This is a genomic window from Peribacillus frigoritolerans (assembly GCF_040250305.1).
Classification (GTDB): Bacteria; Bacillota; Bacilli; order Bacillales; family DSM-1321; genus Peribacillus.
On sequence record NZ_CP158190.1, the window covers coordinates 5,357,146 to 5,382,015 of the forward strand.

Annotated in this window: 26 protein-coding genes; 2 read left to right on the forward strand and 24 right to left on the reverse strand. The window is 41.8% G+C overall.

All coding sequences use genetic code 11. From position 1 onward, the window contains the following. Positions 1-84 precede the first annotated feature (84 nt). From ABOA58_RS26530 to ssb, 4 genes are all read right to left on the reverse strand, one after another. Positions 85-1,701, reverse strand: a complete 1,617-nt coding sequence (locus tag ABOA58_RS26530) for an ABC transporter substrate-binding protein (RefSeq protein WP_350300663.1) — start codon at positions 1,699-1,701, stop codon at positions 85-87. Between the two features lie 42 nt (positions 1,702-1,743). Beyond that, positions 1,744-2,712 carry an ABC transporter ATP-binding protein gene (locus tag ABOA58_RS26535; RefSeq protein ID WP_350300664.1) on the reverse strand — a complete coding sequence of 323 codons (969 nt, stop codon included), beginning with the start codon at positions 2,710-2,712 and terminating at the stop codon, positions 1,744-1,746. After that, the gene (locus ABOA58_RS26540) at positions 2,693-3,697 is read right to left on the reverse strand and encodes an ABC transporter ATP-binding protein (protein ID WP_157831068.1); all 1,005 of its coding nucleotides are present in this window, start codon (positions 3,695-3,697) and stop codon (positions 2,693-2,695) included. Before ABOA58_RS26540 ends, ABOA58_RS26535 begins: the two co-directional genes overlap by 20 nt. Positions 3,698-4,195: 498 nt before the next feature. Continuing rightward, a complete protein-coding gene (gene ssb, locus ABOA58_RS26545; RefSeq protein WP_350300665.1) occupies positions 4,196-4,558 on the reverse strand; it encodes a single-stranded DNA-binding protein in 363 nt (120 codons plus the stop codon). 360 nt (positions 4,559-4,918) lie between these two features. On the opposite strand from ssb, the gene ABOA58_RS26550 reads away from it, so the two are divergent. Continuing rightward, a complete protein-coding gene (locus ABOA58_RS26550; protein WP_350300666.1) occupies positions 4,919-5,353 on the forward strand; it encodes a YwpF family protein in 435 nt (144 codons plus the stop codon). 116 nt (positions 5,354-5,469) lie between these two features. Here the strand turns inward: ABOA58_RS26550 and ABOA58_RS26555 are convergent, their stop codons facing one another. The 8 genes from ABOA58_RS26555 to ABOA58_RS26590 all read right to left on the reverse strand — a co-directional run bounded on the left by ABOA58_RS26555 (position 5,470) and on the right by ABOA58_RS26590 (position 12,056). Further along, the gene (locus tag ABOA58_RS26555; RefSeq protein WP_350300667.1) at positions 5,470-5,751 is read right to left on the reverse strand and encodes a hypothetical protein; all 282 of its coding nucleotides are present in this window, start codon (positions 5,749-5,751) and stop codon (positions 5,470-5,472) included. Between the two features lie 316 nt (positions 5,752-6,067). Beyond that, positions 6,068-6,496, reverse strand: coding sequence for a 3-hydroxyacyl-ACP dehydratase FabZ (gene fabZ, locus ABOA58_RS26560; protein WP_034315755.1), 429 nt, complete (start codon positions 6,494-6,496; stop codon positions 6,068-6,070). Between the two features lie 128 nt (positions 6,497-6,624). Continuing rightward, positions 6,625-6,879, reverse strand: a complete 255-nt coding sequence (locus tag ABOA58_RS26565) for a DNA-directed RNA polymerase subunit beta (RefSeq protein ID WP_137016469.1) — start codon at positions 6,877-6,879, stop codon at positions 6,625-6,627. A 167-nt stretch (positions 6,880-7,046) separates the two neighbouring features. Further along, positions 7,047-7,889, reverse strand: coding sequence for a flagellar hook-basal body protein (locus tag ABOA58_RS26570; protein ID WP_350300668.1), 843 nt, complete (start codon positions 7,887-7,889; stop codon positions 7,047-7,049). A gap of 53 nt (positions 7,890-7,942) precedes the next feature. Next, positions 7,943-8,782 (reverse strand): flagellar hook-basal body protein, encoded by an 840-nt coding sequence (locus tag ABOA58_RS26575; protein WP_350300669.1) that lies wholly within the window; start codon positions 8,780-8,782, stop codon positions 7,943-7,945. Between the two features lie 280 nt (positions 8,783-9,062). Beyond that, positions 9,063-10,064: a rod shape-determining protein gene (locus ABOA58_RS26580; protein WP_076368333.1), complete on the reverse strand. Its 1,002-nt coding sequence runs from the start codon at positions 10,062-10,064 to the stop codon at positions 9,063-9,065. Between the two features lie 309 nt (positions 10,065-10,373). Next, entirely contained in the window at positions 10,374-10,646 is a 273-nt protein-coding gene (gene spoIIID / locus ABOA58_RS26585; RefSeq protein WP_034315767.1) for a sporulation transcriptional regulator SpoIIID, read from the reverse strand. A gap of 435 nt (positions 10,647-11,081) precedes the next feature. Beyond that, entirely contained in the window at positions 11,082-12,056 is a 975-nt protein-coding gene (locus ABOA58_RS26590; protein WP_350300670.1) for a peptidoglycan DD-metalloendopeptidase family protein, read from the reverse strand. A gap of 152 nt (positions 12,057-12,208) precedes the next feature. On the opposite strand from ABOA58_RS26590, the gene ABOA58_RS26595 reads away from it, so the two are divergent. Beyond that, positions 12,209-12,634 carry a VanZ family protein gene (locus ABOA58_RS26595; RefSeq protein ID WP_350300671.1) on the forward strand — a complete coding sequence of 142 codons (426 nt, stop codon included), beginning with the start codon at positions 12,209-12,211 and terminating at the stop codon, positions 12,632-12,634. 18 nt (positions 12,635-12,652) lie between these two features. Here ABOA58_RS26595 and spoIID read toward each other — a convergent pair whose 3' ends face one another. The 12 genes from spoIID to ABOA58_RS26655 all read right to left on the reverse strand — a co-directional run bounded on the left by spoIID (position 12,653) and on the right by ABOA58_RS26655 (position 24,866). Continuing rightward, positions 12,653-13,690 (reverse strand): stage II sporulation protein D, encoded by a 1,038-nt coding sequence (gene spoIID, locus ABOA58_RS26600; protein WP_350300672.1) that lies wholly within the window; start codon positions 13,688-13,690, stop codon positions 12,653-12,655. A 201-nt stretch (positions 13,691-13,891) separates the two neighbouring features. Then, positions 13,892-15,193: a UDP-N-acetylglucosamine 1-carboxyvinyltransferase gene (gene murA / locus ABOA58_RS26605; protein WP_350300673.1), complete on the reverse strand. Its 1,302-nt coding sequence runs from the start codon at positions 15,191-15,193 to the stop codon at positions 13,892-13,894. 32 nt (positions 15,194-15,225) lie between these two features. Beyond that, positions 15,226-15,975, reverse strand: a complete 750-nt coding sequence (locus tag ABOA58_RS26610) for a YwmB family TATA-box binding protein (protein WP_350300674.1) — start codon at positions 15,973-15,975, stop codon at positions 15,226-15,228. 158 nt (positions 15,976-16,133) lie between these two features. Next, positions 16,134-16,376 (reverse strand): DUF1146 family protein, encoded by a 243-nt coding sequence (locus ABOA58_RS26615; protein ID WP_101223821.1) that lies wholly within the window; start codon positions 16,374-16,376, stop codon positions 16,134-16,136. 149 nt (positions 16,377-16,525) lie between these two features. Then, positions 16,526-18,052, reverse strand: coding sequence for an NADH-quinone oxidoreductase subunit NuoN (gene nuoN / locus ABOA58_RS26620; protein ID WP_350300675.1), 1,527 nt, complete (start codon positions 18,050-18,052; stop codon positions 16,526-16,528). Between the two features lie 3 nt (positions 18,053-18,055). Next, positions 18,056-19,579 carry a complex I subunit 4 family protein gene (locus ABOA58_RS26625; protein ID WP_350300676.1) on the reverse strand — a complete coding sequence of 508 codons (1,524 nt, stop codon included), beginning with the start codon at positions 19,577-19,579 and terminating at the stop codon, positions 18,056-18,058. Beyond that, positions 19,576-21,447, reverse strand: a complete 1,872-nt coding sequence (gene nuoL / locus ABOA58_RS26630; RefSeq protein WP_350300677.1) for an NADH-quinone oxidoreductase subunit L — start codon at positions 21,445-21,447, stop codon at positions 19,576-19,578. Before nuoL ends, ABOA58_RS26625 begins: the two co-directional genes overlap by 4 nt. 34 nt (positions 21,448-21,481) lie before the next feature. After that, positions 21,482-21,796: an NADH-quinone oxidoreductase subunit NuoK gene (gene nuoK, locus ABOA58_RS26635; RefSeq protein ID WP_098371643.1), complete on the reverse strand. Its 315-nt coding sequence runs from the start codon at positions 21,794-21,796 to the stop codon at positions 21,482-21,484. Beyond that, a complete protein-coding gene (locus ABOA58_RS26640; protein WP_350300678.1) occupies positions 21,793-22,311 on the reverse strand; it encodes an NADH-quinone oxidoreductase subunit J in 519 nt (172 codons plus the stop codon). Before ABOA58_RS26640 ends, nuoK begins: the two co-directional genes overlap by 4 nt. Then, a complete protein-coding gene (gene nuoI / locus ABOA58_RS26645; RefSeq protein WP_048685828.1) occupies positions 22,308-22,727 on the reverse strand; it encodes an NADH-quinone oxidoreductase subunit NuoI in 420 nt (139 codons plus the stop codon). The genes ABOA58_RS26640 and nuoI overlap by 4 nt, the downstream gene beginning before the upstream one ends. A gap of 33 nt (positions 22,728-22,760) precedes the next feature. Continuing rightward, entirely contained in the window at positions 22,761-23,768 is a 1,008-nt protein-coding gene (gene nuoH, locus ABOA58_RS26650; RefSeq protein ID WP_350300679.1) for an NADH-quinone oxidoreductase subunit NuoH, read from the reverse strand. Then, on the reverse strand, positions 23,769-24,866 hold the full coding sequence (locus ABOA58_RS26655) for an NADH-quinone oxidoreductase subunit D (RefSeq protein WP_350300680.1): 1,098 nt from the start codon (positions 24,864-24,866) through the stop codon (positions 23,769-23,771). Between the last annotated feature and the right edge of the window lie 4 nt (positions 24,867-24,870).

The window sequence follows — 24,870 nt, forward strand, 5'->3', positions numbered from 1 at the left end:
TAAAAGCGCCCTCGATCATTTTGAAACGCATTCCATAACAAAACCGGGAAGCATGCAAGACTCCATACTACCCGGTTCGTACGGTTAATTTTCTAGAGAAACATTAACAAGGGATTGTGAACCAGTCGGATGTGGAACAAACCCTTTGACCGTCTTAGATCCGGCTAACTGCGGTAAAGAGTGTACAAGCGGAACCCATGGAGCTTCTTCATGGATGATTTCCTGTGCTTTTCCATACAACTCATTACGCTTGGCTTCATCTGCCGTGGACTGAGCTTCAATCAGCAGTTTATGGACTTCATCGTTTGCGTAACGGGCATAGTTGTTGGAGCCGATATTATCTTTATCCAATAATGTATAAAGGAAGTTATCCGCATCTCCATTATCGCCTGTCCAGCCCATCATGAAGGATTGGGCTTCACCAGCCTGCACTTTCTCTAAATATGCAGCCCATTCGTATGAAACGATATTCGCTTCGATGCCGACTTGTTTTAGGCTTGCTTGAATGGCTTCAGCCACTTTTTGACCATCCGGCATATATGGGCGCGGTACCGGCATTGCCCATAGATCCATTTTAAATCCGTCTTCAAGTCCAGCTTTTTTCAGCAGCTCTTTCGCTTTTTCTACATCATAATCATAGTCTTCGACTTTGTCATTGTAGCCAGAAACGGATGGAGGCATAGGATTCTTGGCAGGCTCTGCTGTACCTTCATAAAAATTATCAATGATTTCCTTTTTGTTGATCAAATGCGAGATGGCTTGACGCACTTCTTTCTTGTCGAATGGTGCTTTCTCAACATTGAAAGCAAAGTACCCGACGTTCATGGACGCACGTTCGAAAATTTGCAGTTTTTCATCTCCTGTAACCTTACTGATATCACTTGGGTTCAACCCGTCCATCAGGTCGATTTCACCCTTGATTGCAGCATTTAAACGTGCAGAGTTATCTTTAATGACCTTAAACGTGATTCCATCAAGTTTCGGCAGTCCATCTTGCCAATAGTCATCGTTTTTCACCACTTCAATCGTATCGCCAGGTTTCCATGATTTGAATTTGAAAGGACCTGTACCAGATGGATTTTTAGTGAAGTCGTCACCCTCTTTTTCAATTCCAGCCGGACTGGCTATTGCAAATGTAGGCATGGCAAGGTTTTTCAGGAACGGCGCCTGCGGACGGTTCAAAGTGAATTCCACCGTGCTGGCATCGATCGCTTTTACTTCTTTGATAACATGGCCTTCATCACCTTCAAATCCTCCGAACATGGAGGCATAGTACGCAAATTTACCCTCATCCTTACTTTGTGCCCAACGTTGAAAGTTTTTTACGACCGCATCTGCATTGAAATCCGAACCATCATGGAACTTGACTCCGGTTTTCAATTTGAATGTGTATGTTTTTGCGTCATCGGACACTTCCCATGATTCTGCAAGACCCGGATTGATTTCCGTATCATCTTCCCCATATTTCACTAACGTTTCAAAAATCTGCTGTGTGACGATGAATGATTCCCCATCGGTTACGATGGCTGGGTCAAGACCGACAGCGTCTCCGCCTTTACCGTATATCAATACGCCGCCTTTCGCTTCACTCGATCCCCCTTTACCATCATCTTTCTCTTTTGATGTAGACGAGGAGCATCCCGCAAGCGCTAGCGAAAGAGCCAGGATACCAGTCAGCAATAATGCCAATGTTTTCTTCATATTCTTCCCCCTTATTATTTGCGAATTTATGTATACGTCGTGTCAATTGTATAAATGACAAGCAACGTAGTGACCAGGTTTATGTTCACTCAGGATTGGCTTTTCCGTATTGCATTCTGCCATCGCCTTCGGACATCTCGTATGGAATGGACAGCCGCCGGGCGGGTTTGATGGGCTTGGAACATCTCCCTGCAGGATTACCCTATCCCCCTTGTATTCCACATCCGGGATGGGCACGGCTGATAATAAAGCCTGCGTATATGGGTGAAGCGGATCTTCATAAAGTCCTTCACTTTCCGTCAATTCAACTATATGTCCAAGATACATGACACCGACACGGTCGGAGATATGCCTTACCACCCCAAGATCATGAGCAATGAACAAGTAGGTCAAATCAAAATCTTCCTGCAAATCCTGCAACAGATTCAAGACCTGGGCCTGAATCGACACATCCAGTGCAGATACCGGCTCATCAGCAATGATCAGTTTGGGGTTGACTGCAAGTGCCCTCGCGATGCCAATACGCTGCCGCTGCCCCCCACTGAATTGATGCGGATACCTTTTAGCATGGTAACTGCTTAAGCCAACAACCTTAAGAAGTTCCTGTACACGGGCTTTTCGTGCCTTTTTATCTTTAACCCCATGAACGATGAGCGGTTCTTCCAATATTTTTTCAATTGTATGCCTGGGATTGAGGGAAGCGAATGGGTCCTGGAAGACCATCTGCATTTCACGGCGCATCTTTCTCATTTCACCGGCAGATAAAGCCGTCAGGTCCTTTCCTTCAAAATAAACATTACCCTCACTCGGCTCAAGCAATCGAAGCAATAATCTTCCCGTCGTCGACTTTCCGCAACCGCTTTCACCGACAAGTCCCAAGGTTTCCCCTTTATAAATGGAAAAGGACAAACCATCAACTGCCTTGACCTCTCCAATGGTCTTTCCCAGAACCCCTCCTTTAATCGGAAAATGCTTCTTTAGGTTTTCTACCTTAACCAATGTTTGACTCATGCAAGGCAGCTCCTTTCCCATCTTCATACAGCCAGCAGCGAACATGCTGACCCTCATCGAATTTCAATAGAGACGGGGTCTCATTTATACATTGCTCCATGGCATGGGAGCATCGAGGGGCAAACTGGCACCCGAGGTTGCTTGTCCCAGGTTTTGGCACATTACCAGGTATTGAGTAAAGGCGCTCTTTCTTTATTCGCATATCCGGAATCGATTGAAGTAAACCGACCGTATAAGGATGCTTAGGATTTTGGAAAATCGTTTGCACATTTCCTTCCTCTATTACCTTGCCGGCATACATGACAATGACACGTTCACACATTTGCGCAACTACCCCAAGATCATGGGTAATCATCATGATTGCCGTGTCTGTTTCTTTATTTAAATTCTTCATTAATTCTAGGATTTGTGCCTGGATCGTCACATCCAAAGCCGTTGTAGGTTCATCGGCTATAAGGAGTTTCGGCTCACAGATCATGGCCATGGCTATCATGACCCTTTGTCTCATTCCGCCTGAAAGCTGATGCGGATATTCATCGAGCAATTCCTCGGCACGTCCAAGCCCAACCAGCTTCAACATTTCCACCGCTCTTTGGCGGGCCTGTTTTTTGTTCCATTTTTTATGTATCCGAAGCGTCTCGACCAACTGCTCGCCAATAGTGAACACGGGATTCAAGCTTGTCATCGGTTCCTGAAATATCATCGCTATATCATTCCCGCGAATTTTTCTCATTTTCGCTTCAGACGCATTTGCGATGTTCTCTCCTTTAAAAAGGATTTCTCCCTCCACCTTACCAGCCGGTGAAGAAACCAGACCCATGATGGACAGAGAAGTAACGCTTTTTCCGCACCCCGATTCTCCCACTATCCCTAAAACCTCACCAGGATTGACATGAAAATCTATTGAATTCACGACAGGGATCACCCCATCGTCCGTACGAAAACTGGTTTGCAGCCCATTCACCTTAATAATTGGTTCGTCCATCAAATCACTTCCTATATATAACTTTTTTTCCAATTATATTATTGGGTTTATTATTGCATCAAAATTAAAATATTACAATATATTTTCTAAAAATTCTAATTTAACAGAATTATTTTTTATTTTTTTCTATTTACGCACTTTTTGGCACAAAAAAAAGACTGCAAATTTGCAGTCATTACAAGAGGGGAAACAGATAAATCGATTTTATTGAGGGTAAATCGGGGTTTCCAGCCGAGGAAGAAGCTATATTAGCTTTGGGGAATGAATGGATGAAAATGAATTTTATATACTACTGTAAATTTTTACTAAATTGTGCTGAAATTCTGTCCATTTATTATTCATTATGGTCATATAAATACTTTTTTTATTTCCTATGTTTTAAGCATAAAATTGATCCATCCTATTATTGACGGAATAAATCACTAATGTTTTTTCCACTACTGCATTTTATTGAAAACAATCTTGCTTCTGTCCTGAGTCGGGCCGTCATGCCCAAAACTATAAACCAATATGTTCAAACTCCTTGGGCTTAACATCATTTTGTTTAGACCCAATGAATTGAACCCTCTCGGCGACCACTTCAGTTACATATACATATTTACCCTCCTGATTTTCATATCTCCTTGTTTGTATTCTGCCAGTTATGCCGATTATGGCACCTTTTTTACAATATTGAGCAGTATTTTCAGCAGACTTTTTCCATATGATACACTGTACAAAGTCGGCCTCATAGTTACCGACAGTATTACGAAAGTTCCGGTTGACTGCTAAAGTGATATTGGAAACAGCCTTGCCATCGGGTGTGTATCTTAATTCGGGATCCTTTGTAAGCCTGCCGACGAGGGTAACTTGGTTAATCATTTTTTCACCCCTTCCTCTTTAATATGCTTTAATCATACTCCTTCTTCCATTGATTAAAAAATGGAGGAAATGGTCTTGTTACACCATTTTTCTTCATAAAAAACCGTTTGAATTGATGCAAAATCATTTTTTATTGATTAAAATCAGGTGAAAAACGAATAGTTAACAAAATTAAATATTTTGCAAATTTTTATTCTATCCTTCATAATTTAGACAAATGTTGGGTATTCATTTCATTAAGGGACTTTTTTTTAGTATGATATAATTACCTTTAAAAGGATTAATCGAAATGTACCATTTCAAAATTTACGTTTAAGAGAGGTAATTACCGCTCTTTCTTGCAAGAAACGGAGGAATTAGATGAAATCATTTAAATTGATCTCGTTGCAAATTGTAACTGAAAATTTTAACTTGATTGATATTGCATTAACAGATGGATTGATTATAAATAAAGAAAACGACGCTAGATCGTGGTTACTGGAAGCCTTTGTAGAAGAAAATCATTTCAAAGAGCTTGAACCTTCACTTCCCGATATAAACGGAGAAGTGTATATCCAGGCCGTCATTACCAACAAGGATAATGAACCGGCTTTGTTTCACACTGTACTACGCACAATAAGAAAAGTCGGCAGCCATTACAGCCTTCTATTCGTTGGTCACATCCAAAAAACACGGAGCAAATATGCAGAACTCCTTCTTGAAGATTTAGTCCAAAAAGGTCTCGTCGGCGATGAATTAATAAATGAGTTCAAGCAAAAAATCCGCTCGAAGCCTAAATTAGCAACCAATAAATAAAAACCCTTCCCTTAATTCCCATCCCCTAATCGAATACACATAAAAAAGACTGACTTAGATGAAGAAGGATATTGATCCTCTTCTTGCCTAAGCCAGTCTTTGTCATTCTGTGCTAATTACTTATTTTTGTCGCCATTTTTATCAGCGTCTTCAATCAATTCATCGGCATCATTATCGATGTTATTATCGTCGTTTTCTAGCAATCCGTCATCATTACCGTTCATGCCATTATCATCCGTGCCGTTGTTATCATTTCCACCATTGTTTTCATCTTCAATGATGTTGTTATCTTCTTCTGGTGCGGGATTGTTGTTGTCATTATTATCCGTTCCACATCCAGCAAGGAACATAATAGATAATAAAGATCCCCCAATTAGTGCAAAAATTTTCTTCATCATTTTTGGCAACCTCCCTTCTTTCTTTATCATTAGCTATTTTGCCCGAATGTGAAAATAACTTGCGTCCTATTTTAAATTTAAAAAGAAAATCCTCTAATTTGAATTTAATCATTAAAAAATGCCGGACATAAAAATGTCCGGCTTTCAAAGGGAGAATAGATAGTTCTTAAAACCGTGCTTGCTTTAAAAAAGCATGCAGTGCTATTTATATACACCGCTTCACGATTCCTTAAACCATTTTTTTGAAATATATAGTTAATTTAGTTAATTTAGTTAATTTAGTCCATTTCCTTTTCATTGAAAATGAATGAATTTCTTATTTGTCACCAAAAGCAAACATGATATCGGCTTCACATGCTGTTTCTCCATCTACCGTTGCCACTGCTTTCCCTTTACCCATTGATCCTCTCATACGCACTATTTCCACTTCCAGACGCAGCTGATCACCTGGTTTCACTTGCTTTTTAAAGCGGCAATTATCAATCCCAGCGAAAAATGCAAGCCGTCCTTTGTATTCTTCCTGTTTCAAAACGGCTACAGCGCCAACTTGCGCTAATGCCTCTACAATTAAAACTCCAGGCATAACTGGATAATCGGGGAAATGGCCATTAAAGAATTCTTCATTTGCTGAGACATTCTTCAATCCTACCGCCCTTTTCCCTTCATCTATTTCAATGATCCGGTCGACTAATAAGAATGGGTAACGATGCGGAATAATTTCCTTTATTTGTGTGATATCAAGCATGCTTGTTCCTCCTATGACTTAAATATTTCAAACATAACGTAAACTCGCCCCTGTCATGATGACAGAGGCGTAGTTGCCATGTAATATAAATCCGCTAACGACAGCAACTACTTCAAAAAAACATGGAACTACGCGCCCTTGTTCACTATATCAATAATATGGGTCCATGTGGATTTTTGGAAAACATCCATTGCATGTCCTCCACCAATCACACTGTATCCTAATAGTGCCCCGGATAATACAGCAATGAAAATCAATCCGATAACAATGAGTAAACGAAGCCAAATCGGTAAAAGACGGACCTTGATTCTACGGTTCGGTTTCGCCTCAACTTCCTTTATCTCTTCTTCAATTTGTTGTCTCATTACACGATTTTGTTCCATATAGAATGTGAAAGCTCCTTTTAAGAAAACTCGCCGACTGATTTTCCTATAAACCAGAAATTCAGCAGCTATGCAAAATGATCGGCACGAATGATTCCCTTTGTTATGAATTCATTATAACCGATTTGCTCTAATTCCGCAGGGAGACATTTTATTTACCAGATACCTTAACGGATTCCATTGACTAATCCGCTCATTTGATCGGCCATCGTTACCGCTCGGGATTGAAATTGGTAAGATCGCTGAACATTGATTAGATCCGTCATTTCTGTGGAAAGATCGACATTTGAGGACTCCAGAGTGCCCTGTTGGACTGCTGCCTGGTTGCGGGAATCCCCTGTGAGTAGGGTCATGATATCGTCTTCAGTAACACCCAAGGCATTGAAGTTTTCGGGCAGGCCAAGTAAATTTCCGCCTAAGCGGTCAAGAAATTGGGGTTTTTTTACCGAGACGATCCCGAGCCCAAAACTCTGTTCGCCATATTCTTCCGTATCCACTATCAATAAACCATTTTCCGAAATCTTAATGTCTTTAATGTTTCCCTCAATGAGGATCGGTTCACCATTTTCATCAAGTACTTTATGTCCTGCAGAGGTAACGAGCATCATTTGGTCGTTAGCATTAGGAGATAAATAAAAAGCCCCATCCCTTGTAAGCCTTGTATTGACCCCATTATCGTCCTGAACGCTTACGGTAAAGAATTGGTCCTCCCGGGTGAATGCAACATCAAGGTTGCGATCCGTCGTCTTTAAGGCTCCCTGTGAAAGCACCAATTGAGATTGGCTTATCATGGCACCTGTTCCCTGCCGGATGCCAGGTGTGGTCAACCTTCCTTTTTCCTTGGTCTCACTCGGTTGATTATTGAAACTCTGTGTCAATAAGTCATTGAAGCTCGTTTGGGTCTTTTTGTAGGCAGTCGTGTCCACATTCGCGATATTATTACTTATATGATCGATTTTACTTTGAAGTTGGTTCAGCGTATTCGTCGCCGTCATCATCGTCCGATTCATGGTTTTCCCCTTACATGTTCAAATTTCCAAAATCATCTTTTCCTACTGTTCAATTAAAGCCTGCCAACCTCATTGACTGCTTTATCCAAACTTTTATCATAGGCTTGAAGAACCTTCTGATTCGCTTCAAAAGAGCGGTATGCCGACATCATTTCTGTCATCGTTCTCGATTGGTCAACATTGGAGCCTTCAAGAAAGCCTTGCTTAGTAGAAAAACCGACATCTGCAGCCGCGTATGCGCTAGGTAAATCCCCATCATTCACAGCCTTATATAGGCCTTCCCCATCCTTCATGAGCTGTAATGACGGATCATCCGAATAACCGATGCCAATAAGTGCGGTTTGAACATTTCCTTCTAAAATAACACCGTTTTCCGCTACTGTGAACTGATCGCTATCAAGCTTGATCTTTTCATTATTTTCGTTCAATACATAATGACCCGATGGCGTGGTCAGATAACCTTGCCCATCCAGGGTGAAACTGCCGTTACGCGTATAACGGATAGCACCATCACCATCCTGGACAGTAAAAAACACAGATCCTTGCCGACCCGTTTCTTCATTGATCGGCAGATTTTCATCAACTAAGGAAATATCCGTATTAAGCTGCGTCTCCTCCAATGTACCATGGGTAAATAAAGGATTCGCCTCCTGTACGTAAACACCCGTACTGAGCCCTCCAACCTGGGATAAGTTAGTCATGCTCAATTTGTTCTCCGTAGGAACCGTTTTACCACCTATGTTGCTTATGAGCATTTCCGGAAAAGACCTTACGCTCATTTGATCCGCTTTATACCCTGTTGTGTTCGCATTGGACATATTGTTTGTGAGCAATTCTGTGCGCCTTTGCTGTGTAAGCATCCCGGAAGCAGCCGTATAAAAACCTCTTAACATCTTCTTCACTCCTCAATCTACATAACTTATCCCGTTCAATTTCTCATATCTATCTTATCGGACATGAACATCAGTATCTTAAGGAAAAGGAAAAGCATTAGGCAGAAGAATTTGTCTATATCGTAGGCTAGGTCAGATTTAAAGGAATGGTGTTAAAATTTTCGACTAAAAGAAGAGGGCCTATTGCTCATCAGTACTAGAACTGCACGCACTTTCACTATGCCTCACGTTTGTCTGAACCTTAGACCCCTATCTTATGATGCGGATTTCCAACCGCTTTTTAGTTGAATTTGTGCCGTGGCAATTTATCCATGTTATCAAGCATGATACCGGTTCCGATTGCTACACAATCCATTGGCTGCTCGGCAACGAGTACTGGGACCTTAAGCTCTTCAGCAAGAAGTAAATCAATCCCGTGAAGCAATGCTCCCCCGCCTGTTAAAATGACTCCGCGGTCGATGATATCAGCAGAAAGTTCTGGCGGCGTCCGCTCAAGTACGCTTTTTGCAGCTTGTACAATGATGGAAACCTGCTCGCGGAGAGCCTCCTCAATTTCTTCTGAATTGACCGAAATGGTTCTAGGCAATCCCGATACCATATCGCGCCCACGGATATCGATGACTTCATTACGAGATCCAGGGAAGACGGTTGCAACCTGGATTTTAATGTTTTCCGCTGTACGTTCACCAATGAGGAGCTTATACTTCCGTTTGATATAATTTAAAATTTCATTATCGAATTTGTCACCGGCCATTTTGATAGAAGATGATGTAACGATATCCCCCATTGAAAGAACGGCAATATCCGTTGTACCCCCGCCAATGTCCACGACCATATTGCCGCTTGGTTGAAAAATATCCATGCCGGCACCGATTGCAGCCACTTTTGGTTCTTCTTCAAGGAATACTTTCTTTCCGCCGCTTTTTTCGGCAGCTTCTTTAATCGCCTTTTGTTCGACACTTGTTATGTTGGTCGGGCAGCAGATTAAAATTCTAGGCTTTGAAAGGAAGCCTTTCACATTCAATGTATTGATAAAATGCTTAAGCATCGATTCTGTTACATCAAAATCCGCAATGACACCGTCTTTTAAAGGTCGGATTGCGATGATGTTTCCTGGAGTACGGCCTACCATTTTACGAGCTTCCTCCCCGACGGCAAGAACACGGTTCGTATTCTTATCAATCGCTACTACCGAAGGCTCATTTAACACAATTCCTTTACCTTTGACATGTATAAGAACATTGGCTGTTCCAAGATCTATCCCAATATCTCTAGCAAACATTTCTTAAATCCTCCTTGAATATCCTCACATATAACCTACTTCTGTCCTAATTGTTTATTTTACCATATTGCATTGACACAAGTAAGTATGAATTATAAATAAACACTAATATAGACTATTATTTCCTAAATTGCCAATATGTAAAAAAATTCAATGCCTTATGTACTACATTTCCACTTTTTCCCATAAAAAAAATTCCGGCATGGAACCGCAAACAAGGTTGAGAAAAGAGCTGACACTCACTTTCATGTCCCCTCATTCATTCCCCGATTGCCCGATTCACTTCCAATTGCCGGAATGATTCAAGTATCATTTCACGATTTCTTCTTCTCTTTCAGAACGTTTATATTTTAATTTTGTCGCTTCTCCACCTCTAAGGTGACGAATGGATTTATGATAATCCAATATATCCTTCACTTCGTTAGCCAAATCAGGATTAATTTCTGGCAGCCTCTCAGTTAAGTCTTTATGCACTGTGCTTTTAGAGACCCCGAACTCTTTTGCAATGACGCGGACTGTTTTTCTAGTTTCCACGATATACTTTCCTATCTTGATAGTTCTTTCTTTGATGTAATCGTGCACACCACTCGACCTCCCCAAATTGGATGTGAGAAGTGTGAAATGAGATTCGTATTTTTCGAATCGAATACCGCTGCCCTATAAACAATGAAAGATAGAATTATTCACCTATTAGATAATTTGTAATAAACGATTCCTCACCTCAAACACTCTCTTTGCATGGTTTATAACATCTTATTAGCTTGGTTAAGAATATATGCCTAATGGGACAGGAGGTTTGGATTTATTTCTGATTTTCATCTGTTTCTTTTCCTTAAGAGCAAATTATTTCCCGAGAAATTTGTCAAAAATTCAAAGGTTTCAGCATATTGTCCAATATTTCCTCGAAAGAAAAAAAGGAAGCCGTTCAAAGTGAACGGCTTCCTTTTACCAAATTTTCAGTTGTTGTCATTCGTAACGCTCTAGGTTTTTGTTTTGATTTTATTAAAAATCTTAATTTTAATTAGATTGATTTAACGAATCTTTTAAGGAATCGCTTTCTTCAGTTGTATCTTCACCAGGGACAGTGCCTTCTTCATCAGTGCCATTCTCTAAATCAGTGCCCTCTTCAGATTCGTCAACTGCAGGAGCTTCTTCTGTGCCAGTTTCAGACTCTTCGACTGCAGGCGTTTCTTCTTTATCAGCTTCAGATCCTTCAACTGCAGGTGTTTCTTCTTTATCAGCTTCAGATCCTTCGACTGCAGGTGTTTCTTCTTTATTAGCTGAATCTTCAAGTTCGCTGCCTTCGGCTTCAGTTGCCGATTGGATCGCAGAAGCTTGTTTATCAACAAAATCAAGTGGGTTTAACGCAATGTTATCTTTTCTGATTTCGAAGTGGACATGTACGCCAGCTTCTTCATTGATTTGGCTTTTTCCAGCTGTAGCAATTGCTTGTCCTTGTTTCACTTTGTCACCGACTGCAACCTTAATGTCTTTAACAGATTGATAACGGGTAACGACACCATCTTCATGCTCAACTTCAACTAAATTTCCAAGTAACGCATCGTCTTGAACTTTCGTTACATTTCCACTTAAGGAAGCTTTTACATCGAAAGACTTTCCATCTTCCATAGCAATGTCTATACCTTTATTTTGCTCATATCTATTGTTGTAGAAAACCAATGCTTCTTCTTGTGCCTTTTCATCCGCATTCACATCATAAAACTGTTTCTTGATAACCGTTTTGTCTGCATCGGCTACAGGCATCTTGATTGTCTCAAGATTACTATTTACCTCTACAGAAGGCTCACCATAGTTTTTTCCTGTTTCAGCTGATTCCTCGCCATCTTTAGCTGAATCATTAAAACTATTTTGTAATAAGAAGGCCGCGGCTAAGATTATGGCTGCACTTGCGATATAGATTGCTGATAATGCCCAACGTTGTTTTAGTATACGTCGGATTGTGGAAGTTGGTTTCTTTTCTTCCTCTCTCATATTAATCACCTCAGCAATCATTCTGAACATTTTGCTAAGATTATATACATTCAGGAAAAAAATTTTTTAGATTTATTTTGTGGAAATGAAACCGATTTTATTCGCAGAATGGTAAAATGTTTGATATCTTACTGTTGAAGGATGATTAAATCATGAAAAAAGCTTTTAAACTTGTGTTAACGTTATTGCCTTTCCTATATATGATTGCCATATGGATAATGTCGAGCAACCCCGATGATATGATTCTTGATCTTCCCTCATCCTCTATTGACCGATTTATCAAAGAGGCACTTCATCTGGTCGAATTTGCCCTTTTGTATATATTATTAGTTTCGGCCCTTGCCGCAAACCAAAAAATGAAACCAGGTTTAAGCCTGTTGGCTGCCCTTGTAGCCTGCCTTTACGGGGTTATTGATGAATACCACCAATCTTTCGTCCCATACCGCTCCTCTACCTTGATAGATGTCATTAAAGATATCATTGGAGTCGCTGCAGTCTATTTTCATGTCCAATATCATTATTTCAAGCGTAAACGGGGCTTTTTGACGATTATAGAAAATTTAAACGAAAAAAAATGAGAGATGGGATCCCCACTCTCATTTTTTTGCCGTCATCGTATTCAGCCACTTACTTGAAGACTGAACTTTGACGCCTTTATAATAATATTTCACGATGTCTTCATAGGTTTTTCCTTCCCTGGCCATGCCATTAGCACCGTACTGGCTCATTCCAACTCCGTGTCCGGATCCTTTTGTCGTGATGACAATCTGGTTGCCTTGACGCTCCCAGTCAAAATCGGATGATGTCAGCCCGAGCTTCTCACGAATCTGTTTTCCTGTCATTTTCTTTCCTCCGATATCCACTACACCTACGCGATTACCTGATGTTCTTTCAATGACAGTTCCTATTGATGTTCCCGAAGAAAGATTTACACCCAGCTTTTTTTCAAAATCTGCAGTATCGACAACAACTTTATTATAAAATTTTGGTGATTCTTCTTTATCCCACGGACTGGATACACTTTTTAAATAGGGAAATTCAGCTTGCCAATAGTCCTCTGAATTCTCCGTATAGCCATTGCTGGTCGAAAAAAAAGTGGCAGTAATCGGTTTTCCTTCATAGGTTAAGATTTGACCCGCCGTTTCCTTTATAGCCTTGTTGATTTTTTGCATCTTCGATTTATAATCAGAGCCCCACTGTTTTTTCAGCTCATCATTATTCTTATAAACTTGGTGCATGACCGTATCGCTTACATCGGCACCATCAGGCAAGCCTAATCGACTTTCGCTTATGAGCTGATTGACAATGTAGGTTCTCGCTGTCAATGCTTGTGCCTTCAGCGCTTCTTCTTCAAAATCTGCTGGCATTTCAGCTGCAACCACACCAGTCAAGTACGATTCAATCGGCAGTTTTTCAATTTTTTTTGCAGATGTGCGGTAAACGGCAACTTCTACGGAACTCATTTCATTTGCAGCTACCTCTTTACCCTCATTCTTCACTTTCTTTTCCAATTCTTCGGTCAATTGCCCACTTGTCTTTTCATTTGAAAATGGAAGCACAAGCACTGCTGGAATCATGATAATTACGAATGCTACTGCTATGAATAGTACGATCATCGGTTTGATTGCTTTCAAATTCCTGAGCCTCCCTACACTTGTTTTCTCTGCCGTAAATCGCATTCAGCAGGTATCTTTACATAACAAATGTATGTCGAAGGACAAGCTTTTATGAATAGAAAAACGACAACTATTTAACTGTAGGCGATGAACCCGGAACAAGACAAAAAAACCATTCACGGTTCAATGACTCGAACGTGAATGGTTTTATAAGCTAACTTATGCGTTTAAATCTGCGATTTTTTTTGTTTCAGCAGGCACATCTTCGTTAATACGTTCCACATCAGCACCTAGAGATGCCAATTTACCATGGAAATTCACGTATCCTCTGTCAAGATGCTTCAATTCTGTAACACGTGTAATGCCATCTGCAACCAATCCAGTCAGGATGAGCGCTGCCGCGGCACGTAAATCTGTTGCAGCTACTTCAGCACCTTGAATGTTAGTTGGACCATTGACGATAACGGAACGGCCTTCTATTTTAATATTGGCATTCATGCGACGGAATTCTTCAACATGCATGAAACGGTTTTCGAAAACGGTCTCCGTAATCATACTTGTTCCTTCAGCACGCAGTAATAATGCCATCATTTGCGATTGCATATCAGTCGGGAAACCAGGATGCGGCATTGTTTTGATATCAATGGCCTTCAAGGTTTTTGGACCGATAACGCGTAATCCATCTTCTTCTTCAAGAATTTCAACGCCCATTTCCTCCATTTTGGCAATAAGGGAAGTAAGGTGTTCAGGTACAGCTCCTTGAACAAGAACATTGCCGCCAGTAAGAGCGGCCGCAGTCATGAATGTACCAGCTTCGATACGGTCAGGTATAATCGTATGTTCAGTGCCATATAATTTATCGACACCTTCGATTCTCATAGTACCAGTACCGGCACCTCTGACTTTAGCACCCATTTTATTAAGGAGATTCGAAAGATCTACAATTTCAGGCTCTTTGGCCACATTTTCAAGAATAGTTATACCTTCAGCAAGTGTTGCTGCCATCATGATGTTTTCAGTGGCACCCACACTCGGGAAGTCAAGATACACTCTTGCACCCTTAAGTCTGCCTTCAACCTCGGCATCAATGAAACCATTGCCGACCTTCACTTTTGCTCCCATCGCTTCAAAGCCCTTTAAATGCTGGTCGATAGGACGTGATCCGATGGCACAGCCACCAGGAAGAGCAACGCGGGCCCGGCCATTCCTTGCTAGTAATGAGCCCATCACTAAAACGGAAGCTCTCATTTTACGTACATATTCAAATGGTGCTTCTTCTAATAACTCTCTTGATGCATCTACAGTTACTTGATTGTCATGAAAGGCAACATCTGCATTTAAGTTGCGCAATACTTCATTGATTGTATATACATCGGAGAGCGTAGGAACATCTTTAATGATACTTTTCCCATCACTTGCTAATAATGTTGCAGCGATAACTGGCAAAACGGCGTTTTTAGCACCTTCTACTTTAACTGTCCCGCTAAGCCTTTTTCCGCCGCGGACGATGATTTTTTCCAAAAGTATTCCCCTCCGCGTCCATTTTCTCTATATTAATATTCAAACGTTATGATTGGTGTGCCAACTACAAAGTTCGTTCGGTCACCCAATCCTTCTGTCCGTAGCCCAAACTGCAAATTTAATTTTTCTTTTGTCAAAGGTTGTTTAAACAATGTTGAATGTGCAGATATAGATGTAAAGTTTGTTTCATGCACACTTTCAATTTCCCTTGCTTGGAACATATCTAACAGGTCTTCAGTTTTAGAGTTTAAAACCGAATCCATATTATCATTGATAGACCCTTTAATACAAGAAAAAATTGAAGGAGTTCCTATAAATAGGTCATTCACCCTGTTTCGGAACGTAGCGGTAAAAAATTCCTTATTGGCTTTCTTCCACTTTTTCCCCTTCACTTCGTAAATAACATAGGTAACTTTATCAAATTTCTCTTCCGTTGTCATTATTTTGATAGACTCGGTCAGACCTGAATCGACATTGTGAGTTAACGCCTCAGCCTTCCAGCCGGAAGCATCATCTTTCCGGTGCCATTGAAATTGAGGATATTTTCGTTTTAAAGCTGTAACTTCGCTTTCAAACTCTTGTTTAGTTGTAATCTCTTTATTTATTTCTCTAGTGAGTACAGACCAATCCCCTATGTCTAAATCTTTATCTTTTTGTAACAGTCCCACCATTTTAACTATATCTGGTTTACTTTCTGCCACAATCGTACTATTCCCAATTAAAATCACCATCAAACCGAGAAATACTATGTATGTTAACATTTTTTTGTTTAAATTAAACATGTTAAATCCCTCCCCTTTTACACATTCTTTCCAGAAGGAGAGAGATCATACTTCGAGTTTTCCGACAATTGGTGACAACTTCCCCTTAAACTGGCAGGAAGCAAATGTGAATACAAGAGTAGAATCATATTTTACTATAAGAAAATTCTTACAGCATATCAGTCATTACTAAACATATACGGAAGTTGATTTGCAAATCCCAGGTAGTCGAGGAAGAAATTACTTACAACTGAACCGATGGCAACCGTTAATAAAATATATAAAACCCTGGCCTTGATGACAGAATTGGATCTTAATATTTTATCAAAATGTAATGCCTGGAGAGCCCACCAGGTAACTGCGATGAAAAACAAGTGTGCAATTATTCCTGTTAAAGCCTGCTGTCCCATTGCTGAAAACATGTACATACCTCCTAACAGACACCCGAATTCTATTCTAACACAAAACCCCTTCATATTTGGAATTTAAAAGGAAGAATTGCAAAATATCTTTTTAAAACTGTAAATAGAGGCTTGATCCAATGGAACAAGCCTCTGATACAGGCATTATATCATTTACTTGAAATAAAGTCTGTAAATTCGCCAAATTGATCATGAATAAAATCAAAGGCAATATTTGGAGCCAACCCGAAAAGTATGGTGCCTATTACGCAAATGATCAACACAATGTAAAGACCCGGACGGAATTTAATGACCTTCTCTGAATGGATGGGTCGGAAAAAGACCTGAACCAATAATCCGAAATAATACACATAGGATACAATGGTACCTGCAATCATGATTCCCGCAAGGACAAAATGTCCAGGCTCCGTTATGAATGTTCCAAGAAAAATATTAAGTTTGCCAATGAAACCTGTCGTTCCGGGGATTCCAGCAAGCGACAGGATAAATACGGTGAATGCCATGGCAAGATAAGGTGATTTCCTCCCCAGTCCTGCAAGAATGCTAATATCTTCTGACCCACTTTGGCTGGATAGCAGCTGAATGACTGCGAATACACCGATATTCATTAATACATAAGCCATTAGGTAAAACCAGACAGTATCCAGGAGAAAATATCCCCCGCCCAATGTAGCCACCGCTACAAGCAGGTAACCCGCATGGGCAATGCTTGAATAAGCGAATAATCGTTTTAAATTTTGCTGCCTTAACGCAACCACATTTCCAATGATGATCGTCAGGCCCGCCAACGAAGCTATATAGATATTATTTTTTTCCAAAAAGTCGAGCGCTCCGAACGTATCACCGGAAGCTGTTAGGAACAACGAGAGAAAAATGCGCAGGATGATGACGAAACCCGCCATTTTCGAAATTACACTCAAGAAGGCTGCGACCGGTGTCGGTGCCCCCTCATACACATCCGGCGCCCACATATGAAATGGAGCGGCAGCTATCTTGAAGGCTACACCGACAAACACCATGAAGAAAGCGAGGCCCATGATGTATTGCAGCTGGCCGTCCGTCATCGCAGCCATCGTCCGGCTCATTTCGCCTAGATTGACGGAACCGGTCACTCCATATAAATAGCTCATCCCGAATAAAGTGATCGCTGTGGAAATGCCTCCGTTTATCACATACTTCATGGACGCTTCGTTGGACTTCCGATCATGCTTGCGCATTCCGACCAATATATAAGATGAAAGTGAAAGAAGTTCCAGTCCAACGAACAGCGTTATCAAATCACCGCTTGAGGACATGACCATCGCTCCAAGCAACGCGGTCAGGAACAGATAATAAAATTCCCCCCGGTGCTCCCGCAGCCCCTCTTGCGGTTCATACCCTTCAGCCAGAAGGATGATCAGGGCCGCTCCGAATAACAGCAGCAGCTTAAAAGCCTTTGCAAAAGAATCCAAACGAAACGTATCGGATAAGATACTGACTGTCTCAAAGGATAGCAGGCTAATCAGTGACAAACATGCCAAAATGATTCCGGTTAGCGCGAGCCATGCCAGTTTTCTCCGATTAAAGTGCTTCGGCCAGAATAAATCCAATATCGAAAGAATCATGGTCGTTCCAAGGATGATGAATTCCGGCATCATCGCTCCCCAATCATAAGAAAGCATCGTGTTCCAATCCATCCTTCATCGCCCCCCTAGAGCTAGCATCATGGCTTCAATCGTTCCTTGAAGAGGCCCGCCTAACAAATTTGGGTATACCCCAATAGATATTATCAAACCGAGAAGAACCAATGCAGGGACAAATTCCCAGCTTCCAAGGTCCCGTTTCTCTTTTTCTATCAAGCTAGCATTTTTCCCGAAAGTCATCATCATGACCGCCCTCAGTACATAGACAGCGGTTAATACAAGCCCGACCACGCCTATTGCCGCAAGCAACGGCTGACTCTTGAATAAGCCAATAAATACCATGAATTCACTGATGAAGCCAGACATGCCAGGCAAACCGAGTGAAGCCATCCCGCAGGCTAACATAAACCCTGAAAAAATCGGCATCGACTTGGCCAATCCCCCTAGCTTAGGAAGCATGGTGGTTCCCGTCCGCTCATACAAAACACCCACCAAGAAGAACAACAAAGCAGCAATTAGCCCGTGTGAGATGACTTGAAAAATAGCTCCCTGAATGCCCGCTTCATTCAAGGCTCCCAGCCCCATCATGACTATACCCATATGTGAGATCGATGAGTAGGCTAAAACGAGCTTGAAATCCGTTTGTACCAAGGCTAGAAATGCACCATATAAAAAACTGAGGACCCCAAATAGGACAATGGTAAAGGCCAAGCTTTTATATTGTTCAGGAAATATCCCCATTCCAAACCGGATGATTCCGTACGCACCTATTTTCAATAGGACACCCGCATGTATCATGACTATGGATGGAGGTGCTTCTGCATGGACCCGCACCATCCAGCTGTGAAAGGGAAAGACGGGCAGCTTTATCGCAAATGCCACGAGAAAGGCGAGACATAAACCATATTTCATCGAACCGGATATTGGTGCAAAAAGTGAAACACCGCCCATTGTCATCATCTGTGTCAATGCTGCAATGTTGGTCGTACCAGTCCTGGCAAACAAAATCAAAATAGCCACCAATAAAACAGCCGAACCAATGCCATTATAAATCAGAAAATTATAAGAAGCTTTCTCCCTCTCCAGAAAGCCCCATCTGCCAATTAAAAAGAAAGCAGGAATCAAGGTCATTTCAAAAAAGATGAAAAAAAGGATCAAATTTTCTGCGGTAAAGACACCGAGCATCCCAATCTCCAGGATCAAAAATAACAAATAATACCCTTTCCATTCCTTTTTTATATAAATGGATGCGATTGCGGCCAGTGATGAAATGATTGTTGTCAGTAATATGAAGATGAGACTTAATCCATCCAGCCCCAACTCAAAGTCAACCGTGAAGAGCTTGGGATCATACATCTCCAAATTACCAAACCTGATCCAATTCAACTTAATGTCAAATAAGGATAGGGCCACACCCGAATAATATTGGCTGCATAGAAAGAACGATAGGAAAAGAGGAGGCAGTGTTCCGAAAAAGCCAAATTGTTTAATCGTCCTTTCCTCTTTTTTCGGCATGAGGGCAACCATCACTATGCCCAGCAGCGGTGAAAACACTAAAAGCGAGAGCAAATAGACATTCATCTTAGATACCCCCCAGTTACTGCAAAAATCACCAACAGTACCGCAAGTCCCAGAAAGGCTATCATGCCATATTGCTGTACCTGTCCTGTTTGCAGTTTAGACCCTATTTTTCCCAATCCTTCTATCGAACTTGTCACAGTGGAAACCAGTCCGCCGACAATGAACCTTTCTATATAAGATAGGAATATACTAAAGCCTTTGACTGCATAGCCTGCAGTGTAATGGTAAATCTCATCAATATAATACTTTTTTTCCAAAACCCGATATACCTCGGAGTTTTCTTTGACAAGCCAGTCCCGAGGTAACTTCTTTTTAGCGTATATCATATAAGCAAGGTATATCCCGGCCAGCGATACGAGCACGGCCAGCAACATTATCCAAACGGGTCCCTCACTATGGCTGGCGCCTAGAACAGCTTCATTTCCCTCCACAAGCCACTCCCCAAGGAAAGTTCCAAACCACGGTGTTTGGATATACCCGCCGATTACAGCAAGCAAAGCCAATGCGAGCATGGGAATTAGCATGATGGAAGGTGATTCCTTGACCTGTTTTACTTGACTGCGCGAATCGCCTGCAAACATCATGAAAAACAGCCGGAACATATAAAACGCAGTTAAAAAGGAGGTAACCACCGCTAGACCAAACAATATATAACTACCATTCTCCCAGGCTGCCATTAGAATTTCATCTTTACTGAAAAAACCTGAGAGCAACGGAAACCCCGATATCGCCAACGTGCCAGTCAAGAACAGCGGACCGGTCCATTTCAACTTACTCCATAGGCCGCCCATCTTTTCCATATCCTGTGTATGTATAGCGTGAATAACACTGCCTGCTGCCAAAAACAGCAATGCTTTAAAAAAGGCATGGGTCATTAAATGAAACACCCCGGCCACATATCCCGAAGTACCCAAAGCAAGCATCATAAAACCAAGCTGAGAGATTGTCGAATAAGCCAATACACGCTTAACATCCTTTTGCACGATGGCAATGCTTGCGGCAAATATGGCTGTAATTCCACCTGTTATCGCTACGACCTGCATCGCAGCAGAACTAGCCATGAATAACGGAAACATGGCCGCCACCAGGTAAACCCCTGCAGCAACCATGGTTGCTGCGTGTATCAATGCGGAAACCGGAGTCGGGCCTTCCATTGCATCCGGAAGCCATGTGTGAAGTGGAAATTGTCCAGACTTCCCAACCGCACCGATAAAAATCAAAATAGCGATTAGTGTCAGTTTTTCACTTGATATCATGCCCGACTGAACGGTTTGAAAGATCTCTCCATATTCAAAGCTGCCTGTTTCCCAGAATAGCAGAATGATGCCGATTAAGAGCCCAACATCGCCAATCCTGGTCATGATGAATGCCTTCTTCGCCGCAGCCTTAGCTTCCAGTTTATAAAAGTAAAAACCAATGAGCAGGAAAGAACCCACCCCGACCAATTCCCAGAAGATATAAAGTTGTAATAAATTGGGTGCCATGACAAGTCCAAGCATGGCAAAGGTGAAGAAGCCCAGATAAGCATAAAAAATGGAGAATCGCACTTCACCCTTCATATACCCCTTCGAATATATCTGGACAAGGAGGCTGACAAGGGAAACGACCACAAGCATCAAGGCATTAAGCTGATTGATTTCGAATCCAGCTGAAAGTTGCGTCCCCCCGAAGGAAAGCCAATCTATCGATATATTATAAGTAGGTTCTTTAAATCGTTCCATCAGGACGAGCAACGATAAAACAAACGAAGCCAATGTACATATTATTCCTATAAAAGCCCCTCGTTCCCGCAACCGCCCGCCTGATAGAAGCAGAACCAGAAACGTGACGAGTGGAAAGACCGGTATGAGCCATGCGTACTCCATCATCGTATCAAATCCCCTTCTTCATTTATATAAACCTTCAATTCTTCATAATTTCCATTTCATCGACATTGACCGTCTTCCGATTGCGATAAAGGGACATCAGTATAGCCAGCCCCACAGCCGCCTCGGCCGCAGCGATCGTAATCGTGAATAAGGAAAAAACTTGACCCGTAATGGATGGCGTTACCCCGAATTTACTGAAGGCAACTAAATTGATATTTGCAGCGTTCAGCATCAGCTCGATTGAAATCAAAACAATGACCGCATTTCTTTTCGTCAAAGCACCATACAGCCCTATACAAAATAAAACGAGTGCCAATACAAGGTAAGCCGACAAGGGAACTCCCGTCATGATCGATCTCCCTCCTCATCATCTTTTTTAGCCAATACGATGGCACCGACTAAAGCAACAAGCAGGAGTACCGACATCACTTCAAATGGAATAACATATTTTGAAAAAAGTTCGATTCCTATTTGCTTTGTATTTTCCTCATGCAAGGCCGTTGGCTGTACAGGTATATCCAGATTATAAATCCCCAGATACACCGCCACGGCAAATCCAGCAATCGCCGCCAGCAAAGAGAAATTCCCCCAGCCCCCTTTAGCAGGTGCATCATTTTCATGGTGTTTTGTCAGCATAATCCCGAATAGCATCACGATCGTAATAGCCCCTGAATAAATAAGGATTTGAACAATGGCGACAAACTCGGCCGAAAGCAACATATAAATGCCTGCAATGCCCAAGAAAGTAAAAACAAGTGCAATTACCATGTGCACCACTTTTGTTAAGGTAATCAGCAGCACCCCGCCTACTATCGAGACGAGTGCCAAACCAATGAAGGCAATTAATTCACCCGACAAACTCATACTTTATTCACCTTCCGGATATTTTCATCATTTTCATCCAGCCACTCCAGATTTTTAAATAGATGATCACGGCTATACTCTGCCAGCTCGAATTGATTCGTCATCACGATTGCTTCTGTAGGGCAGACCTCCGTACATAAATCACATAAAATGCAAATCTCGAAATTGATGTCATACGTATCGATGATTTTCCCTTTTTTCGACGGGTCCGGATGCTTCTTACCCGTTAATTGAATACAATCCGTTGGGCAAATCGTCACGCACTGATTGCATACGATACACTTTTCAGGATAGAATTTCTGGATTCCGCGAAATCGGTCAGGGAGCGGAAGCGGCTCATTCGGGTAGTCATAGGTCACTTTTTTCCTCGTCAAGTTCTTTAATGTATAGGTTAAACCTTTTGCTAAACCAAGCATATAAATCCCTCGCTTTCCGACCAGCTTAAGTTTCTAAAAAAGGTTAATCAATTCTTTTATAAGTGCCGTCAAAAATATATTAGCCAATGCAACCGGAAGCAGCACCTTCCATCCGAATTCCATCAATTGATCGGCCCTTATACGAGGAAAGGTTACACGAATCCAGACCAATACATAGAATACGGCACTGAACTTCAGACCGAACCAGATGGCTGCCGGAATAAAATCCAAAAACGGAATAGAATTCCATCCCCCTAAAAATAATACAGTGGTTAGCGTTGCCATTGCAAACATATACACATATTCGGATAACATAAAGAAGGCCCAGCGAAATCCAGAATATTCAACATGATAGCCTGCAACAAGTTCGGATTCCGCTTCCGGAAGGTCAAAAGGAACCCTATTCAACTCGGCAACCGATGCAATAAAAAACACGATGAACGCAATCGGCTGAAGAAAAATGAACCAAACCCTTTCCTGGGCTGCAACTATATCATTCAAGTTTAAACTGCCTGTTATGAGGACGATTCCCACTAGCGACATTACCAAAGGGATCTCATAAGATATCATTTGCGCGGCTGCCCTCATTCCGCCAATCAAAGAATATTTATTATTGGATGCCCAACCCGCTGTGACGATGCCGATGGTCGATATGCCGGAAATCGCCATATAATAAAGCAATCCGACACCTATATCAGCAAATTGAAAGGCATCAGTGAACGGCAAGGTGGCAAGGACCATGAAAGCAGGGGCAAAAGCAATCATCGGAGCTAAAATATATAACGGCTTATCAGCTTTTTTCGGTATCGTATCTTCCTTGATCAGAAGTTTCAAAACATCGGCAACGGTCTGCAAGAGACCCCATTTCCCCCCAATTTGGTTTGGGCCGACACGCATCTGCATGAATCCCATGATTTTTCGCTCTGAAAGGATTCCATAGGTTACAAACCCTAATACGACGAACAGGAGCAGGACTGCCAAACCAAAAAAAATGCCAAAATTCAGCAGGCTTGGAGCGGAGTGGAGAAGATCCTTGATCATTTATCCATCCACCTCCCCTAAAACGATATCGATTGCACCTAATATCGTTATCAAGTTCGCCATATTTTCCCCTTCCAATAATTTCGGAAGAATTTGCAGATTATAAAACGAAGGTCTGCGAAATTTCAAACGGTATGGCTCCTTTTTCCCTTCACTCGCGATATAACAGCCTATTTCCCCTCTTGGTGATTCAATTCGGACAAATGCCTCACCCTTAGGAACCTTTATTATTTTAGGGACCTTAGCAAGGACCGGCCCTTCTGGAAATTGCTCAACCGCCTGCTCGATTATTTTCAGTGATTCTTCGATTTCTTCCATTCTACAGTGATAGCGTGAAAAGGCATCACCCTCTTCCCTTGTAGGAACATCAAATGTGAACCTGTCGTAAATGGAATAAGGTTCATTTTTTCGTAAATCCCATTTCACACCTGTACACCTTAAGTTGGCACCGCTAAGCGAATACTGCAAGGCTTCTTCCCTCGTATAGATGCCCACCCCTTTAACCCGATTAACAAAGATTTCATTCCCTGTCACAAGCTCATGGTAACCGGCAAGCTGCTCCCTCATATAAGGGACAAACTCGGCAACCTTCGCAATCCAGTCTTCAGGAGCATCCCATTTCACACCTCCGACACGCATATAATTGAATGTAAGGCGTGCCCCTGACAATTCAGTCAATAAATTAACGATCATTTCACGTTCTCGAAAGGCGTATAGGAAAGGGCTCGTCGCACCTATATCCAGCAAGTATGTACCCCACCAGACAAGGTGGCTTGCAACTCTGCCCAATTCCATTGCGATAACCCGCAAATATTCTGCCCTTTCGGGAATCTCCACCCCCATCATTGTCTCAACAGCATGGCAAAGCACATAATTATTTGTCATGGCCGCTAGATAATCGAGCCGATCGGTATATGGGATTATTTGAGTATATTGCAGATTTTCCGCTAATTTTTCCGTACCGCGATGCAGATACCCAATAACAGGTGTAGCCTCTTTTATAATTTCACCGTCAATCTTGATGACAAGCCGAAAAACACCATGTGTACTCGGATGCTGCGGCCCGACATTGAGAAGCATTTCTTCCGTCCTTAACATTGGG